Genomic DNA, 17,228 nt, shown 5'->3' with positions numbered 1-17,228 from the left:
TATAACAATATTGTTATATATGCGTCGTTTATTGATATTATACTTAATGCACGCTCCTTGTTATACTACAGAGGAGAGGTGATTGTTAATGAATAAATTAGTTATAGTGTTAGTTGCTTTTATGGCCGCGATAGGGCCTTTAAGTACAGATATTTATTTGCCGGGGTTACCGGAAATTGCAAGAGATTTAGGAACGACAGCATCAGGTGGACAACTTAGTTTGACTGCCTGTTTTATTGGTTTAGCCCTAGGGCAGGTTTTAATTGGCCCTTGGAGTGATGAAATTGGACGCCGTAAACCAGTAATGGTATCCTTTGTAGGCTTTGCTATTGCATCTTTTTTATGTGGTACAGCTACTTCTTTACCTATGTTTTTATTGTGGCGGTTCGTACAAGGGGTCGCCGGAGCAGGCTGTATTGTATTGAGTCGTTCTATTGCCTGTGACACGCATACTGGTAATGAATTGACTCGTTTCATATCCTTATTAGTATTGATTACATCTATTGTACCTATTGCAGGCCCTGTTATTGGCGGTCTTGTTTTGGAGTATTGGAGTTGGGAAGCGATTTTCTTAGTATTAACCGCCTGTGGTTTTATTGGGGCTGTATGGGTTATGGCGAGCTTACCTGAAACTTTGCCAGTAGAAAAACGTTTAAAAGGTGGTTTAAAAGAGTCCTTACAAAGTATGGGACAATTGTGGAAGAATAAAAATTATCGTGGCTACTTATTAGTACAAGGCTTTGCTTCTATGGGGCTATTTGGTTATATTGGGGCATCGCCTTTTATAATGGAAGGTATTTATGAGTTTACGCCTACACAATTCAGTATTTTCTTTGGTATTGGTTCCGCTAGTTTAGCAGTGGGGGCTCAAATATTTGGTCGCTTAAGTAAAAGTTTAGGTGAACGTCCTGTCTTATGGCTAGGTAATGTAGGTGGCTTGGTAACAGGTTTGCTCATAGTGGCGATTGCTTTGGTGCAACCGCAAGATCCTTGGTACGTTATGATTGCTTTGGTGTTACTTATCTTTAGTTGTGGTGCTACTTTGCCACTTAGTTTCTCCTGTGCTATGAATGCGCATAAAGGGGTAGCTGGGAGCGCATCTGGTTGGTTAGGCGTCGTTTCTTTCTTAGCGGGTGCTATTGCTTCACCTTTAGTAGGTCTTGGTGGTGGTCATTCTATGTGGCCACTTGCAATCTTGGTTGTAGTCGAGCATATAGGCTCTCTTATTTGTATGCAGTTTTTAACTAAAGAAGAGTAATAGCTTGTTTTATTTAGTAATTTAGAATCGTAGTAGTAACTTAGATATTTAATAGTAATATAGTATAGACGATAAAAAGAGACTATAGTTCAGAAATCAACTATAGTCTCTTTTATACTTCGTGGAGGTGTATCCATTTTGTAATATCTTCTATTTTCATTTTATCTGTAACAACATCTAATATTAATGTTTCTAATTCTAGATCCGTATATTGTAATTCGACGTTATTTAGCGCTAAATATAGTAGCATTGCTTGTAATGCAGTTCTTTTATTTCCATCTACAAATGGATGATTTTTCGCTAAACCATGACATAATTTTGCTGCTTTAAGATATATTGTGGGATATAAATCATTATTGCAGAATGTTTGAAAAGGCGCATTTACTGCAGAGTCTAGTAAATCTATATCTCTCACGCCTGCTTCCATTTTGTATATATTAGATAATTGTTCATGAATCATTAAAATATTATCTAATAGAATTTGTATTTCATGATATTCCATATTATTTATTTTCTAAGGCTCTATAAACTGTGTCATTACGTTTAATAAGTTCTAAAGAAATGGTCTCCATTTTTTTTCGCAAATCTGGATTCGTTTGAGTTGTTATATATTTAGACTGTCGTTCAAGGTGCTTTGCCATATTATTATTTTGTTTCATTTTAATTCCTCCTTATGATTAGTATATACCATTATATAGATAACTACAATAATAATAAATAGGATTATTGTTAAGAGTCTATTTATTTGATTTGTATTTTTTATAAATATATCATATCTATTTATTAGAAATTTATCAAAAAATATATTCATACTTTATTGACAGGATTTATCTTGCGGTGTAAAATGAATGCACATGCATATAAGTTTTGTATGTTTTTATTTTTTACAATATATTCCTATATAAAAAGAGGGAATTAAAAAGTATAATGAGGAGAGAGCATGATTAAAGACAAATCTATTGAAGAAGCTAGAGCAGAGATTCATTTTACCCGTAAAATGAATGCATGTCCTATTGATTTTTCGCCATTTCAGTCTAGTAATCCACGGGCGATTGGCGAACAAAAAGAGTATGAAGGCCGTGATGCCTCCAACTTCAACCGCCGCCAAAAATATGCAGACCCTGAAGAGCCACAATTTACAACACCTTTTGGTGATGGTGAAGGGGAATTGCCCGTTGAAGAAGGTCGCTATCGTTTAATTTGGTCCCGTCATTGTCCTTGGGCCAATCGTGTATCTATCGCTATTGATTATTTAGGGTTAGATAAAGTTATTTCTAAAGGTGTAGTTGATCCACTTCGTCCAGCTGGCGTTATTGGGGATTGGTTCTTTACCCTTGATGAAGGGGATGTAGATCCAGTTCTTAAAATCCATTCCTTAGGTGAGGCCTATCGTAAAGGGGACCCAAATTATGACCAACGCTCCACTGTGCCTGCTATTGTAGATGTAAAAACAGGCGCTGTGGTTAACAACGACTATCATGTGTTGACGACAGATATTGCTATGGCATTTAAGAAATTTGCGAATCCATCAGTGTCTGATATTTACCCTGAAGAATTACGTGAGGATATTGATGCCCTTAATGAAGTTATCTATGCTGATGTTAACTTAGCGGTTAATTTGGCAGCTATGGTAAACAATCAGAAAGATTATGAATTCTACTTTAATCGTATTTTTGATCGTTTAGATTGGCTTGAAGAACGTCTTGGTCGCATGCGTTATTTAATGGGAGATACCATTACTGACCCAGATATTCGCTTATTTGTAACCTTGCAGCGTTTTGACCTAGTATTCTATCAGAAATACTTTGTAAATAAAAAACGCTTGGTAGATTATCCAAATCTTTGGAATTATGCGAAAGATTTATATTCCATTCCAGCGTTTGGCAATAATACAGACTTCGATTCCATGCGTAAACGTTTCTACTATGTAGACCATACACCAATTGAAGACTTACCTCGGTTGGTACCAATGGGGCCAGATGATTCTATTTGGGCTGAACCAAATGACCGTGCTGAAAAATTTGCTAAATAAGAGGCTTTTATGAAAGGGATGGATGAAAATACAGCTACGCTGGTGGAATTAATCCAACAAACCGATATAACGGCACGCCCTGATTTACTAGCTTTAGCAAAAGTAGCTTTTATCGATTATATAGCATCTACCTTAGCGGCTCGTAATGAGCCTAAGGTAGTGGCTATGGCACAAGAAGTGGCAACACGCCAATTGGCAGAAGGTAATCAGAAGTTGCTAGGTCAACCATATGAAACGGCGCCAGAATATACAGCCTTTTTTAATGGATTTTGTTCCCATTATTTAGACTATGATGATGCACAAGCTAATATTGCCGGTCATTTTAGTACAGTCTTATTTTCTGTATTATTAGCGGTAGCTAAGCCGACAGATACGGTGCTTGATGTGCTGACCGCCTATGTGGTAGGAGCGGAAGTTGAAGGCTTGTTAGGAGCCTATTTGAATCCTCAGCATAAGTTGGCTGGTTGGCACTCTACAGGCACTATTGGTCCTATAGGGGGTGCAGCAGCTTTAGCTAAATTGGCTCGTCTTTCGGACTCTGAAACTGCACAATTACTGTCGTTAGCTGGTACACAATCAGCTGGCATGGGCTTTGAAGCTGGTTCTGATACAAAGCCACTTCATGCTGGTTTTGCAGCGCGTAATGCAGTATTTGCTTTTTGGCTATTACAAAATACTAGCTTAACAGCTAATCAGAACGTCTTTAATAATGCTACTGGCTGGCAACTTTTGGCAAGGTAGAACTTACGCCGTCTGATTTACAGGCGAAGTGGTTAAATCCAGGTCAGCTTAAAGAGCCCGGCTTATGGATGAAATTACATCCCTATTGTTCTGCCGCCATTTGTGGCGTTTCAGCTTGCGAAAAAATTCGTCAGGAACAGTTGCTACCGCATGGTTATGGCTGGGCAGATATTGCAGAGGTGACGTTTCATTTTCCGCCTAATGCTGATACAGCCCTTCGCTATAGGGTACCACAAAGTGGTCAGGAAGGGCGATTCTCTATGGAATTTGTGGGCTGGCAAATGTTGGCCTTAGGTCAGATTGATGATGATTTGTTTAAAGAACCTTCGGTGCCTGCGGCTTTTTTAGAAGCAAGTGAAGCGGGTATATTTAAGAGAGTTTATGATTTACCCGCTGTGGCTAAGGATGTACGTGTTATCAAAGTGACGGTTCGTTTACAAGATGGCACTATATATAATTATACAGAAGATAGACCATTAGGTTCACCAGTAGCGCCTTTTACGCCAGATATTTTAGGCACAAAATTAGAGAATGCTACGTATTTGGCCTTTAGTAAGGCTTTTCTAAAGAGTGTTGTAAATTGGCCTGATGGTACCATGGCAGATGTTTTAGAGTTATTATAAGTAGCTGTAAATCAGTTATAGATTTGTTATAACTCTGTTGAAAATCTGTTGTAAGTCTGTTATAAATCAGTTATCTGTTATAAATAAAATATTTGTTACGAATTAATTAACTGTTATGAATTAATTATTTGTTATAAATGAAAAATTAGTATGTTGTGAAAAGAGATGAGGGACTCCCATGAATTTTAAAAAATATTGGAAACAGGCAGCCTTGCTAGGCACTTTGGTACTTGCATTAGGTGTCGTAGCCGGTTGTGGCAGTGATGACAGTGCTGATAAAGCAAGTGCATCAAATCCAGATGCTAAAGTCGTAAATGTTGCCACCCGTGGCACGTCTAAGCCATTTTCTTATACCAATGATGATGGCATTTTAACTGGCTATGATGTAGAAATTTTAAAAGAAGTAGAACGCCGTGATCCTAGCATTAAGTTTAATTTCAAACCAATGGCTGTAGACGCTGCTTTTGTTGCCATGGATGCAGGTCAAGTAGATATGATTGCAAATCAAATGCGTAATAATCCACAACGGGCAGCAAAATACATTTATACGAAAGAAATTAACAACTACACAGTTCGTAAATTAGTTGTTAAAAAGGGCCGTACCGATATTCATTCCTTAAAGGATTTAGAAGGCAAAACTGTAGCGGCCACAACAAATTCTGAGTTTGTTGATTTATTGAAACAATACAATGAAACAGCTGCAACACCAATTAATGTTATTTATACAGATAAAGGTACTGTAGAAACATTAAACTTAGTAGCTACAGGCCGTGCTGATGCTGGCGGTGAGTATGAATACATGGTAACGACAGCTCAAAAAGATCGTAATTTACCAGTTGAATCTGTAGGTGAAACATTGACTGATGTGCCGACGTATTTCTTGCTTCGTAAAGACCCTGAAATGCAAAAAGTAGCCGATAAAATTGATGCACAAGTTAAAGCTATGCGTGAAGATGGTACGCTCAAAAAATTATCGGAGCAGTATTTAGGCGGCGATTACACAGTAGAGCCTGCTAAGCAATAATTGTTAATGGAGGCAGAATTATGGGACAGTATTTTGACGTAGCCTATATGGTTAAGTCCTTTCCAATCCTATTAACATCGCTCAATATAACCTTAACAATTACCATTGTGGCAACTATTTTAGGTATCCTTTTAGGCTGTTTAATTGCAATTGCCCGAGTAAACCGAGTGCCTGTTTTAAAACAGGCACTTACTGTTTATGTTTCCTTTATGCGAGGCACGCCATTTTTAGTGCAACTATTTTTGATTTATTTTGGTGTACCTGAAATTTTAAGTCATATGGGAATTAGTACGCGCAATGTACCTGGTTTATTATTTGTTATTGTTGTATTTACGTTACATATAGGGGCATATAGCTCAGAAATTTTACGCAGTAGTATACAAGCGGTAGCCCAAGGTGAAAAAGAAGCGGCTATGAGCCTAGGCATGACAAGTTTTCAGAGTTATCGCCGTGTCATTTTACCGCAAGCCTTTACTATGGCTATTCCGCCTCTCATTAATAGCGTTATTGGCATGATGAAAGGGACTTCTCTTATTTTTAATGTAGGGGTTGTCGATATTATGCGCCGCGCCGATTTAATGGGGGCCAATTCACAACGCAGTTTGGAATTATTTGTAGATGTAGCTATTATTTATGGGTTGTTAGTTTTAATTATTTCATTAATTGGGCGGTTCTTAGAGCGTCGTTATACCATTAGTGAACGAGTAGCACGCCACACAACAGCGCGCGCCGCAGCAAGTAAGGGGTGAGGCACATGGAATCAACCAGTATTATTAGTTTTCAATATATAAGTGGTACTTTCTGGTATGTATTTGGTTATGTAAAAGTGACCTTGTGGCTTACTTTTGCCAGTGTTGGCTTAGGGATTGCTTTAGGGTTAATTAGTTCAGTAGCCCAACTTAATCGGATTCCTATTATTAGCCAATTAGCGGATATATTTGTTGTAGTATGTCGAAGTTTGCCTAATATGGTATTACTATATTTAGTGTATTATGGCTTGCCGATTTTATTTCTTGCGTTAGAAGATCAGACGGGCGTGCATATACCCTATGAAAAAGTACCAGCCACATTAGTAGCAGTAGTCGGTTTGACCTTACATACAGGTGCCTACTTGAGTGAAATATTCCGGGCGGCTATCCAATCTGTTCCTAAGGGGCAAGTAGAAGCGGCTTTGGCGATTGGCATGACCTGGACACAGGCCTTTCGCCGTGTAGTATTACCACAAGCGGCTGTATTTGCATTACCATTATTTGCTAATCAGTTCTTAAATACCATGAAAAGTACCAGCATTGTCTTTGTTATTACCGTTGTAGAATTACTCGGTGCGGCTAAGCTTTATGTAGAAGATAATTCGGCCTATTTTGAGGCCTATATTGTAGTAGCACTTATTTATTGGGGGCTAGGGATTGTATTTGAATTTATCTTTGAACGTTTAGAACATATGATGAGTAAGTACAAACGGGGCAATGCAGTATAATTAATTGAGATTAGAGGATTTTATGATAGAGATACAAAATGTAAGAAAATCTTTTGGGGATCGGGAGATACTAAAAGGAATTGACTTAACTGTACCTACAGGGTCTGTTACAGTTATTTTAGGGCCTTCGGGGAGTGGTAAGACAACGTTTTTGCGAACTCTTAATTTTTTAGAAAAAGCTGATGCGGGCACGATGACCCTAAATGATATGACTGTGGATTTACACAGTGCTTCGAAGAAAGAAATATTAAATATTCGTCGTAATACCTCTATGGTATTCCAGATGTATAATTTATTTTCTAACATGACAGCTCTTGAAAATGTAATGGAAGGGCTTGTGACGGTTAAAAATATGAAAAAATCAGAAGCCCGTGCTAAGGCTGAACAATGTTTAGAAGCGGTGGGCATGAAAGGCTTTGAAGACTATTATCCAGTGCAGTTATCTGGTGGACAACAACAGCGGGTAGGCATTGCCCGGGCGATTGCAATGGATCCAGCGGTAATCTTATTTGATGAGCCGACCAGTGCTTTAGACCCTGAATTAGTAGGTGAAGTATTAGGGGCTATCAAAACCATTGCCCGTGAAATGCATGTGACTATGATTGTAGTGACTCATGAAATTAGCTTTGCTAAAGAAGTGGCAGATCAAGTTATTTTCATGGAGCAAGGGGTTATTGTAGAACAGGGAACGGCTAAAGAAGTTATTAGCAATCCTCGTGAAGATAGAACTCGTCAGTTCTTAAATCGCTATTTAGGACAATGGGAGGACTATGTAATATGAGTCAAGTTGAATCTAAACAAACAGTGGTTAGTGTAGTTGGTGAGTTAAGCTATCGTCAATTGACTGCTCAAGATGGGCCTGCATATTATGAAGTTCTTCATGAAGGGTATGCTAGTAATTTAGAACATGGTGTTGACTTTTCCGCCAGTCATATGACGGAAGCAGACGCTCTTGATTGGGTGAATACGCACCCTACTTATGGGTTATTTGTAGACGGTCAATTAGCCAGCTCTATTACGCTACGGATGCCTTGGGGACCAAAACCAGGCCCTCGAGAATATCCTCATATTGGCCATTTTGTGACCTCTCCTCGTTTTAAACAACAAGGATATGCTAAGAAAATGCTACAGTGGTTGGAAACTAATGTATTGCGCGATCAGTTAAAAGCGCCTATAGTTACGTTAGGAACTGCTGATACGCATCCTTGGCTTAAAGATATGTATATAAGCTTAGGGTTTACGATTACTAAAATAACTCAACTGCCTGGTTTGAGTCATAAAACTATTTATTTTGAAAAGAAAATTGTATAGTGCTAGGAGTCAGATGGAATTTATGTTATACTGCAGAGGGAGATAGTATTCTGTAGAAACTATACTCTATCTGACACACAATGCTTCATGTATATATAGACGAGAGAAGGTCTCGCCGTGTAGGGGCAATCTTTAGGATGTCCAATACAAGACGGAGAGGCTTAGTTTGCCTATGTAGGTGTTCGATGGATATAGCTCCACGAACACCTTTTTTATTGCTTTGGCCTTTAAAAAGGCATGACAGTAAAGGAGATATACATGATACGTGAAGTATTAGCTGGTAAAATTCACCGGGCTACGGTGACACAAGCAGAGCTTGATTATGTAGGAAGTATTACAGTAGATTCAGAATTGTTAAAAGCAGCAGGAATCTACGAATATCAGAAAGTGGATATTGTAAATATTAACAATGGTGAACGCTTTCAGACTTATACCATTAGTGGTGAAGCCAATAGTGGTGTAATTTGTTTGAATGGTGCCGCCGCTCGTTGTGCTTGTACTGGGGACATGATTATTATCATGGCTTATGGTCAATTAGCTGACGAAGAGATTGAAAATCATAAACCGTCCGTTGTGTTTGTGGATGAGAAGAATGCGATTGTAAGAGTGACAAACTATGAAAAACATGGTTTGTTAGCCGATATGAAGTAATTGTGCTGTCAGAGCAGAGCTATCTTCGCAAACGTAAATCACGAAAGGACGAGATATTATGAAAATCATAACAACTATTAGTGAGGTGCGAGCTATGGTTACCGCTTGGCGCCAAGAAGGAAAGACAGTAGGTTTTGTGCCAACAATGGGTTTTTTACATGAGGGTCACGCTTCTTTAATTCAACGGGCTGTGGCAGAAAATGATAAAGTGGTAGTGTCAACCTTTGTCAATCCCACTCAATTCGGGCCTACTGAAGATTTGGAGGCCTATCCACGTGATGAGGCTCGTGATGCCGCTTTGTGTGAAAGCTTGGGGGCCCATATTATGTTCCGTCCAGAGCCTACTGAAATGTATGATAATCCTAAAGTGTCGGTTGTTGTAAAAGATATGAATGAGCATTTGTGCGGTGTAAGTCGCCCCATTCATTTCCATGGTGTTTGCACGGTTGTAACTAAGCTATTTAATATTGTCACACCTGATAAAGCATATTTTGGTGAAAAGGATGCGCAACAATTGGCGATTATTCGTAAAATGGTAAAGGATTTAAATATGCCATTAGAGATTGTGGGTTGCCCGATTGTGCGTGAAGCAGATGGACTAGCGAAATCTTCACGCAATACGTATTTATCCCCTGCTGAACGAGAAGCAGCCCTTTGCCTATCTCGCAGTATTTTTTATGGCCAGGATCATATTAAAGTAGGCCTAAAAGCAGCTGAATTAGAAGAGGCCATGAAGGATATCATTGCTAAGGAGCCAATGGCTACTATTGAATATGTAAAAGTAATTGATGCTTTGACTATGGAAGATGTTGAGACTATTGAACAACCTGTATTAGTAGCTATGGCGGTGTATATTGGTAAAACGCGCCTTATTGATAATTTTAGTTTTAATCCTTTAGATGAGAAGAATTAGGCGAATGCGTAAGGAGGCTGCTATGAATGGACTTGTGCTTAGCTTACAACGTATTACTACTATGATTACTAAGTATATTGGTGTTATTATTATTGCCTTTACGATTTGGGCTTGTTGGACTCCCGAATTATTTAGTTGGACCGTTAGTTATACCTCGGTGTTTTTAGGGGTAGCCATGTTTGGTATGGGATTATCTATTAAAGCCCAAGATTTTAAAATTGTTTGGGCCAATCCAAAAGAAATCTTGTTAGGCGGCATATTGCTTCAGTATACGATTATGCCTATTACCGCTTATATTCTTTGCCAAGCGTTACAGTTGCCTACGGATATTGCCATAGGTGTTATTTTGGTAGGCTGTTGTCCTGGGGGGACGGCGAGTAATGTAATTACCTATATTGCTAAAGGGGATGTCGCCTTATCAGTAGGGATGACGATTGCCTCAACTTTGTTGGCGCCTTTGATTACACCATTTTTAATTTTTTCGCTAGGTGGCACTTGGGTAGAAGTGTCCTTTTTAGCTATGGTGTTGTCTGTCGTGAAAGTCGTATTGTTGCCTGTATTGATAGGCATTGCAATTCATCATTTCTTTGGCAAAAAATTAGAAGCTCTTTTGGCTTGCATGCCTTTAGTTTCGTCAGTAGCTATTGTAATGATTATTGCCGGTATTATTTCGGTCAATGTGACTAAAATATTTACTGCTGGTTTATTGGTTTTAGCGGTGGTTATCCTGCATAATATCATTGGCATGTGCTTGGGACTTGTGGCGGCTAAACTGTTACGAACCACCTATCCTAAAGCTACGGCCATTGCCATTGAAGTGGGGATGCAAAATAGTGGTTTAGCCGTATCGCTAGCAACCTTGCATTTTGCTATGAATCCATTAGCAACATTACCAGGGGCAATTTTTAGTGTGTGGCACAATATTTCAGGTGCTATTTTTGCGTCTATACGTCAAAAGCATAAGAGCCTAAAACCCTCGATGCCTACTGATTTTATAGGAGAATCCGAATAGACGTTTTTTTGACGATTGTATACTAAATCAGCCTATAATTAATCTATTATTCATAAATGATAATTGACACAGTTAAGAATCGATGTAAAATAGGTACATGAAAGATTGCATTTTGGCATAAGTATGCGAAAGAATTGATAAATTTCTAGGTGTTGTTTGTTAGAGTTTCCAGTGAATTTGTGACTTACGCCATTGGGAGGATGTAATCACAGTTAGACAGCGGTTTATACAATGTCAGCTTGTGACCCCAACATTGGTTGTTAGTGAGCGGCGATATAGACCAGATGTCTAGAAGAATATACGCTCCCTTAATAGCAACATTGTTTGTGAGGACGCATCGATTATTATTCTGCTCTTATTTATTTTGAATGTGAGCCATCACCTTCAGTGTTGTTATAAAACACTGGAGGTGTTTTTTTGTGGAAATGAATGGTTTGTATCTAGTAATCGCCTCGGCGTGTATCCTCGTCTTAGCGTATCGCTTCTACGGGGCATTCCTTGCGTCGAAGGTATTGGTGTTGGACCAATTCCGTCCTACACCAGCGGTCGTTCACAATGACGGCCATGACTATGTACCTACAAATAAGTGGGTAACATTTGGTCACCATTTTGCAGCTATTGCCGGTGCTGGTCCATTAGTAGGTCCAGTTATTGCAGCGCAATTTGGTTATTTGCCAGGTTTACTTTGGATCTTAATTGGGTCCGTAGTAGCTGGTGCTGTGCATGATATGGTAATTTTATTTGCCTCTGTTCGCTATGATGGCAAATCGATTGCCGATATTGCCAAAGAAGAAATTTCCAATTTAGCTAGTGTAGGCGCTATGTTAGCTACTTTATTCTTGCTTATCATTACCTTAGCAGGGATGGCCGTAGTAGTTGCTAATGCTCTTCACAATTCCGCTTGGGGTTTCTTCTCCGTAAGTATGACAATTCCGATTGCTGTTTTTGTAGGGATTTACTTACGTTGGTTACGCCCTGGTAAGATTCAAGAAGCGACAGTTATTGGGGTAGCGCTTATCTTTGCGGCTATTTTCTATGGCCCAGAAGTAGCAGCATCTCCATATGCGCATTGGTTTACGTATGACTTGCAAACTATTGAAATCATGTTAGCTGTATATGGTTTCTTTGCAGCCGCTTTACCAGTTTGGTTATTGTTGGCACCTCGTGACTATTTGTCCACATACTTAAAAATCGGTACTATTGGCGCATTAGCACTTGGTATTATCATCGTAATGCCTGTAATTCAGATGCCAGCTGTGACACAATTTGTTCATGGTGGTGGCCCTGTATTGAAAGGGTCTGTATTCCCATTCATCTTTATTACTATCGCTTGTGGTGCTTTATCCGGTTTCCATACAGTAATTGCGACTGGTACAACACCTAAGATGATTACTAATGAACGTGAAATTTTACCTATCGGTTATGGTGCGATGCTTACAGAAGCCTTCATCGCTATGATGGCGTTGATTGCGGCTACAGCATTACATCCAGATGATTACTTTGCTATTAACTCTACGGCTGAATCCTTTAAAGCGTTAGGCTTACAGGTTCATGAATTGCCAGCCTTATCGGCTATGGTAGGGGAAGATTTAATGCACCGTCCAGGTGGTGCTGTATCATTAGCTGTTGGTATGGCTCATATTTTCTCTAAATTGCCTAATATGGATCATTTAATGGGTTACTGGTACCACTTCTGTATCATGTTTGAAGCATTGTTCATCATGACATTAATCGATGCTGGTACTCGTGTAGGTCGTTATTTATTACAAGAATTATTAGGCCGTTTCTACAAACCACTTGAAAACGTTAACTGGGCTCCTGGCGTATATGGCTGTGCAGCTCTTATCTGTATCATGTGGGGTTACCTCGTATTACAAGGTAACATCGGTATTATCTGGCCATTATTTGGTGTATCTAACCAGTTATTAGGGACTATGACCTTAGCTGTTGGTACGACTGTTATTATGCGCCTTGGCCATAAACGTTACGCTTGGGTAACGGCGGTACCTTGTTTCTTCATGGCTATTATTGCCATTGCCGCAGATTTTGAAAACGTGTTCTATAGCTATATTCCAGCTGGCAAATGGACACTTGTGGCGTTTAGCTTAGTTATGTTCCTTATGATTGTTATCGTGTTGGTAGAAGCTGTTCGCAGCTGGATTCGCTTGGCTAAGATGCCTCAAAGCTATCGTACCCAAGAAGAAATCGAAGCAGAAAGCCTTAAAAAATATGGCACTGCTAATGTAGAAGTGAAATAGTCTCTACATAACTATGGTTTGAATGACATTACTATAAGAATAACCGTCTTAAGTTTGTAAAAACTTGAGGCGGTTATTTTTTATTTTTATATATGATTGTGAAATTTGCATAGTTATAAATATTACGTCGTCAAAGGTGATTGTATACTTATTTGTTATGAATTGGCTACTGTTGTATATTGTGCGCTTAAGAAGTATCTTCTATGCAGTCGTTTTCTTATACCCGTATATTGAAGTTCTTCTCATTTTGTGCTAGAGTAAGCATATAATGATATTCTATAGTATAGGAGATTGCTAACAATGAGTGCAAAACCAATGACAGTTTCGTATAACTGCCGAGAACAATTATGTGTTGAATCGGCACCAGGTCCAGGAGCTATCGTAATTTTTGGGGCTTCTGGTGATTTGACGAAACGAAAATTGTTACCCGCTATATATGCATTGTTTGAACGAAAATTATTACCAGAGAAATTTGCAGTAGTTGGTGTAGCGCGCACAGAAATGAGTAATGAAGAGTTTCAAGCAGAAGTGCGTGAATCTATGCTAGCTAATGGTGATACAGTGACAGAGGACTTCTTGTCGCGTTTTTCCTATGTAGCTGGGCAATATACCGAAGCGGATACTTTTAAGCGTTTACAATCGGAATTAACTCGTGTGAGTGATGTCCATGGTACAGAAGGGAATGCTTTATTCTATTTAGCTATGCCGCCAACTATGTTTGAGCCGATTGTAAAGGGCTTAGCAGAGCAAGGCTTATTAGCTGAAGATGAGGCTTGGGCACGCGTAATTATTGAAAAACCATTTGGACATGATTTAGAAAGTGCCGTAGCTCTAGATAAATCGTTAAAACGATATATTAAGGAATCCCAGACATATCGTATTGACCATTATTTAGGTAAAGAAACAGTACAGAATATTTTAATGCTCCGCTTTGCTAATTCTATTTTTGAACCGCTATGGAATCACACTTATATTGAAAAAGTGGAAATCACGGTAGCGGAAGAATTAGGTGTAGAAAAACGAGCTGGTTATTATGACAAAGCCGGTGCTTTGCGTGATATGTTCCAGAATCATATGGTGCAAATGTTATCGCTCATTGCAATGGAACCACCGGCCGTATTTGAAGCGGATGCATATCGTGATGAAATAGCAAAATTAATTTCATCCATTCGTCCATTAGAAGAACAAGAACTTGGTCAAATTGCCGTGCGTGGTCAATATGTAGAGTCCGTTGATTCTGATAGACCAGCAGCAGGCTATCGCAAAGAAGAAGGAGTAAATCCTCGTTCGCAAACAGAGACCTATGTAGCTTTGAAACTATTCATTGATAATTGGCGTTGGCGTGGCGTGCCGTTTTATATGAGAACGGGCAAGCGTTTACCTAAGAAGTCTAGTGAAATTGCGATTACGTTTAAGCCAATTCCACATTCCATTTTTAGACCAATTCGTCCTAAAGACTTTAATCAAAATGTGTTGTTATTACGGATGCAGCCTCACGAAGGTATGGGCTTATCTATTGAAGTGAAGGCGCCTGGCTCTAAGTTATGTGTAAACACTTTAGATATGGACTTTTCCTATAGTGATTTCATGCAAGGGGAAGATATTCCAGATGCTTATGAACGCTTGATTTTAGATGCTCTTTTAGGTGATCAGACACTCTTTGTGCGCAATGATACAGTTGAAGCATCTTGGCAGTTATTTATGCCTTTATTGCGTGCGTGGGAGGCGAATGCTGATGATGTGCCGCTTTGTTTCTATCCTGCCTTTAGTGAAGGGCCAAAAGAAACCAACGAGATTTTGGAAGGGGGATCCTTACAATGGCGCAAGATATAATTCATTCCTTTGAAACGCCACAAGAAGTGGCTGAAGCAGTAGCAAATGCCTTTGTCGCGTTGACTAATCAATGTATTGCCGATACTGGTTCTTGTGTAGTCGCTATTTCTGGCGGTACTACGCCCAATACATTGTTTGAACTATTGAATACTGATGAATATCGCAAGCAACTTGATTGGGAACGGATTTATTTTCTTTGGGTTGATGAGCGCTTTGTGCCACATACTGATCCAGATAATAATTTCTATCGTGCTAAAGAGCGTTTATTTGCTTATATTGGTGGTAGCAGCCATTTTTATCCAGTGCCAACTAATAGTGGTACGGTAGAGGAAGCAGCGGATGCTTATGAAAAAGAAGTCATGATGGTGTTGCGGGCTTGTGAAAAAGAAGGTGTTGATTTAGCCCTACTTGGTCTTGGTGATGATGGACATACGGCCTCTTTATTTGCTCGTTCTACCGCGTTAGAAGAAGAAAGTCGTGCTGTGATTCCTGTAACTGATGGCAAAGTATGGCAACGCGTGAGCATGTCGTTCCCATTTTTAGCCAAAGCGAAACATGTATGGTTTACCGTTGTTGGTGAATCTAAAGCGGCGGCTTTAGGCCGTGTATTGCGTCAGCGGGCTGATTATATGGATGAACCTTGGCAAGATCGAATTGGTCATGTATTACCGGGGGCTGTATTGTCGCAAGAGGAAGTTGTTTGGTACGTTGACAAAGCCGCTAAAAATTAATGTTTAAATTGACAATTTGCTATGACTCATCTATAGCTATTTAGGTTCTTTTCGTGTTACACTGTAAAGAGAAACGATTATTATTGTAGCTAAACGAGGTGAAAATTATGTTTAATTTCGGAACACAAGAATTAATCTTAGTGCTTATCATTGCACTGGTTGTGTTCGGACCAGGTAAGCTACCAGAAGTAGGCAAAGCCATTGGTAAGGGCATTAATGAATTTAAAGATGCAGTAAGTTCAGATAAGAAAAAAGAAGAAAAAGTATCTGATGTAGCTAAAGTGGAAACTATTGATGTAGAAGCGGGCGCTATTAATGATAAAAAGCATAAAGATGCTGAATAAGTAAACTATGCAAGGCCTCCCTATGCCGTTAGGCCCTAGGGAGGTCTTTATGACTTTTGTGATTGGAGGTTTATATATGTGTAAAGATTGCGGTTGTGGCAGCACTGGCCACACTCATCAACAAGTATTTAATGTGCCAGGTATGATGTGCAGTAATTGCGAAAATACAGTAAAAACAGCTGTATTAGGTTTGCCTGGTGTTATGTCTGCTGAAGTGGATTTGAAGTCTAAAGATGTGACAATTGCTTATGATAGCAATAAAGTTAATGCTGATGCTATTAAAGAAGCAATTGATGCTACTGGTTTTGATGTGGCGTCTGTATCAGCAGCTACTCATGGTCACGAACATGGCGGGCTTATGGGTACTTTAAAACGTTTATTTAAGTAAGTTTGTGATGCGTCCGTACTATGAGTAACGGACGCATTTTATGTACTGTATCATTGTTAGGGTTGAGGAGCTACGCATGATTAAGAAGTTTGACACAGATACCTACACTTGGGAAGGTGTAGATACATTAGTCTATAAACAAGATGGCAGTCCGTTTAAAGATGTAACACGGCAAGTTCTTTTTAATGGAGCCTTTGATATTCCTTGCCAATTTCGTTATTTTGAAGTGAAACCAGGTGGTTATTCTACATTGGAACATCATGAACATACCCACATGGTTATGATTTTCCGTGGGCAGGGGCAATGTTTATTAGGGGATTCGATTGTAGATGTAAAAGTGGGCGATTTCCTTGAAATTCCTAGCCATACGATTCATCAATTCCGTGCTAATAAAGGGGACTATATAGGCTTTTTATGTTTAGTAAATGTAGAGCGTGATAAGGTTCAAATTCCTACAGCCGAAGAAATAGAAGTCTTGAAAGAGAATCCTGCTATAAAAGAGTTTTTAGAAAGTTGTTAAAACCTACTCTTTATGTTATAATTAAGCGTTATCACTGTAAATTGTTTTCGGCTGTAAGCTGTTAAATAGGCAGGATAACGCTTTATACTGCTGCGTAATGAATCGTGATTGC

General features: G+C 39.1%; 20 protein-coding genes. 18 read left to right on the top strand and 2 right to left on the bottom strand.

The window, feature by feature from the left end:
• Positions 1 to 88 precede the first annotated feature (88 nt).
• A complete protein-coding gene (locus NFR27_RS05865) occupies positions 89 to 1,258 on the top strand; it encodes a multidrug effflux MFS transporter (RefSeq protein ID WP_251442617.1) in 1,170 nt (389 codons plus the stop codon).
• 112 nt (positions 1,259 to 1,370) lie between these two features.
• On the opposite strand, the gene NFR27_RS05860 is transcribed toward NFR27_RS05865, so the two are convergent.
• Complete coding sequence (locus tag NFR27_RS05860) at positions 1,371 to 1,760, bottom strand: type II toxin-antitoxin system death-on-curing family toxin (RefSeq protein WP_251454714.1); 390 nt, start codon at positions 1,758 to 1,760, stop codon at positions 1,371 to 1,373.
• Position 1,761: 1 nt separating this feature from the next.
• Positions 1,762 to 1,917, bottom strand: a complete 156-nt coding sequence (locus tag NFR27_RS05855; RefSeq protein WP_251442611.1) for a hypothetical protein — start codon at positions 1,915 to 1,917, stop codon at positions 1,762 to 1,764.
• Between the two features lie 281 nt (positions 1,918 to 2,198).
• Between NFR27_RS05855 and NFR27_RS05850 the strand changes: the two genes are divergently transcribed.
• The 17 genes from NFR27_RS05850 to NFR27_RS05770 all read left to right on the top strand — a co-directional run bounded on the left by NFR27_RS05850 (position 2,199) and on the right by NFR27_RS05770 (position 17,116).
• Positions 2,199 to 3,290: a glutathione S-transferase C-terminal domain-containing protein gene (locus NFR27_RS05850; RefSeq protein ID WP_251442608.1), complete on the top strand. Its 1,092-nt coding sequence runs from the start codon at positions 2,199 to 2,201 to the stop codon at positions 3,288 to 3,290.
• 9 nt (positions 3,291 to 3,299) lie between these two features.
• Complete coding sequence (locus NFR27_RS05845) at positions 3,300 to 4,031, top strand: MmgE/PrpD family protein (protein ID WP_251442605.1); 732 nt, start codon at positions 3,300 to 3,302, stop codon at positions 4,029 to 4,031.
• 68 nt (positions 4,032 to 4,099) lie between these two features.
• A complete protein-coding gene (locus tag NFR27_RS05840) occupies positions 4,100 to 4,654 on the top strand; it encodes an MmgE/PrpD family protein (RefSeq protein WP_251442604.1) in 555 nt (184 codons plus the stop codon).
• A 178-nt stretch (positions 4,655 to 4,832) separates the two neighbouring features.
• The gene (locus tag NFR27_RS05835; protein WP_251442600.1) at positions 4,833 to 5,678 is read left to right on the top strand and encodes a transporter substrate-binding domain-containing protein; all 846 of its coding nucleotides are present in this window, start codon (positions 4,833 to 4,835) and stop codon (positions 5,676 to 5,678) included.
• 20 nt (positions 5,679 to 5,698) lie between these two features.
• Positions 5,699 to 6,427, top strand: a complete 729-nt coding sequence (locus NFR27_RS05830; RefSeq protein ID WP_251442597.1) for an amino acid ABC transporter permease — start codon at positions 5,699 to 5,701, stop codon at positions 6,425 to 6,427.
• Between the two features lie 5 nt (positions 6,428 to 6,432).
• Entirely contained in the window at positions 6,433 to 7,155 is a 723-nt protein-coding gene (locus NFR27_RS05825) for an amino acid ABC transporter permease (RefSeq protein ID WP_251442594.1), read from the top strand.
• Between the two features lie 22 nt (positions 7,156 to 7,177).
• On the top strand, positions 7,178 to 7,936 hold the full coding sequence (locus NFR27_RS05820; RefSeq protein ID WP_251442591.1) for an amino acid ABC transporter ATP-binding protein: 759 nt from the start codon (positions 7,178 to 7,180) through the stop codon (positions 7,934 to 7,936).
• The gene (locus NFR27_RS05815; RefSeq protein ID WP_251442588.1) at positions 7,933 to 8,466 is read left to right on the top strand and encodes a GNAT family N-acetyltransferase; all 534 of its coding nucleotides are present in this window, start codon (positions 7,933 to 7,935) and stop codon (positions 8,464 to 8,466) included. Before NFR27_RS05820 ends, NFR27_RS05815 begins: the two co-directional genes overlap by 4 nt.
• A 258-nt stretch (positions 8,467 to 8,724) precedes the next feature.
• Positions 8,725 to 9,117 (top strand): aspartate 1-decarboxylase, encoded by a 393-nt coding sequence (panD, locus tag NFR27_RS05810; RefSeq protein ID WP_251442585.1) that lies wholly within the window; start codon positions 8,725 to 8,727, stop codon positions 9,115 to 9,117.
• Between the two features lie 58 nt (positions 9,118 to 9,175).
• Entirely contained in the window at positions 9,176 to 10,030 is an 855-nt protein-coding gene (gene panC, locus NFR27_RS05805) for a pantoate--beta-alanine ligase (RefSeq protein WP_251442582.1), read from the top strand.
• 22 nt (positions 10,031 to 10,052) lie between these two features.
• Entirely contained in the window at positions 10,053 to 11,042 is a 990-nt protein-coding gene (locus tag NFR27_RS05800) for a bile acid:sodium symporter family protein (RefSeq protein WP_251442579.1), read from the top strand.
• Positions 11,043 to 11,461: 419 nt separating this feature from the next.
• Complete coding sequence (locus NFR27_RS05795; protein ID WP_277612537.1) at positions 11,462 to 13,300, top strand: carbon starvation CstA family protein; 1,839 nt, start codon at positions 11,462 to 11,464, stop codon at positions 13,298 to 13,300.
• A 300-nt stretch (positions 13,301 to 13,600) separates the two neighbouring features.
• On the top strand, positions 13,601 to 15,133 hold the full coding sequence (gene zwf, locus NFR27_RS05790) for a glucose-6-phosphate dehydrogenase (protein ID WP_251442576.1): 1,533 nt from the start codon (positions 13,601 to 13,603) through the stop codon (positions 15,131 to 15,133).
• On the top strand, positions 15,118 to 15,864 hold the full coding sequence (pgl, locus tag NFR27_RS05785; RefSeq protein WP_251442573.1) for a 6-phosphogluconolactonase: 747 nt from the start codon (positions 15,118 to 15,120) through the stop codon (positions 15,862 to 15,864). The genes zwf and pgl overlap by 16 nt, the downstream gene beginning before the upstream one ends.
• A 107-nt stretch (positions 15,865 to 15,971) precedes the next feature.
• Entirely contained in the window at positions 15,972 to 16,208 is a 237-nt protein-coding gene (locus tag NFR27_RS05780; RefSeq protein ID WP_251442570.1) for a Sec-independent protein translocase subunit TatA/TatB, read from the top strand.
• Between the two features lie 76 nt (positions 16,209 to 16,284).
• Positions 16,285 to 16,596: a heavy-metal-associated domain-containing protein gene (locus NFR27_RS05775; RefSeq protein ID WP_251442567.1), complete on the top strand. Its 312-nt coding sequence runs from the start codon at positions 16,285 to 16,287 to the stop codon at positions 16,594 to 16,596.
• Between the two features lie 76 nt (positions 16,597 to 16,672).
• Positions 16,673 to 17,116, top strand: a complete 444-nt coding sequence (locus tag NFR27_RS05770) for a cupin domain-containing protein (protein ID WP_251442564.1) — start codon at positions 16,673 to 16,675, stop codon at positions 17,114 to 17,116.
• Positions 17,117 to 17,228: the final 112 nt, after the last annotated feature.

It is taken from the genome of Veillonella intestinalis, from assembly GCF_943192895.1.
Lineage (GTDB): Bacteria > Bacillota > Negativicutes > Veillonellales > Veillonellaceae > Veillonella_A > Veillonella_A intestinalis.
Note: the sequence above shows the minus strand (reverse complement) of the source record. Positions and strands in the feature narration are given on the sequence as shown.